The organism is Aeromonas sp. QDB14 (assembly GCF_027707845.1).
GTDB lineage: Bacteria > Pseudomonadota > Gammaproteobacteria > Enterobacterales > Aeromonadaceae > Aeromonas > Aeromonas caviae.
Genome location: NZ_JAPCJD010000226.1, coordinates 1 through 527 on the forward strand (window position 1 = coordinate 1; position 527 = coordinate 527).

The following is a 527-nucleotide window of genomic DNA, read 5'->3' on the forward strand; positions in this document are numbered from 1 at the left end:
CAGCCTGTCAAGGTATTCGAAGAGTACTGTCAGGCGGCATAGGCGAGTGTCGCACTTCGAAGTTGAATTCGCGCTTTGATTCTTTTTTTTCCTCTTTCCTGCAAAGTTTCTGGTTTTAGCTTTCTTGTAACCTGATAACTTGCTGTAAATGGCACATAAATTAAGTCTTCAAAGCGCATTGAGAAAGAACCATCGGCTCGTTTAGCTCGTATCTCCCCCCGTCGTTTGATTCGTTTTTTTATCAAATCAAATATTGTGCCGTTTGTCTCTTTTGAACTCATTAGTGCAAGCACATACTCTTTAGAGCCTGCACTTAAAACAACTTTGTTGCCTCTTTCATCTTCAAAGGTATGCTCAAGGCGATTTAAAAAAGATGGGTCTAATCTAACAACTTGCAACTCTATGAATCTATACGCTGTTAATGACCTAGTATCGGCGTCAAAAATGTATTGTTTCGGGAATTCAGATAATAAGTGCGACACTCATGGATGAATGGCGAGAGGTGGCCAACTGCTGATTGGTGGTAC

1 protein-coding gene is annotated in these 527 nt (G+C 41.0%); it reads right to left on the bottom strand.

Annotated features, from left to right (window positions below):
- Positions 1-29 precede the first annotated feature (29 nt).
- Positions 30-398, bottom strand: a complete 369-nt coding sequence (locus PG887_RS22640) for a hypothetical protein (protein WP_270822989.1) — start codon at positions 396-398, stop codon at positions 30-32.
- Between the last annotated feature and the right edge of the window lie 129 nt (positions 399-527).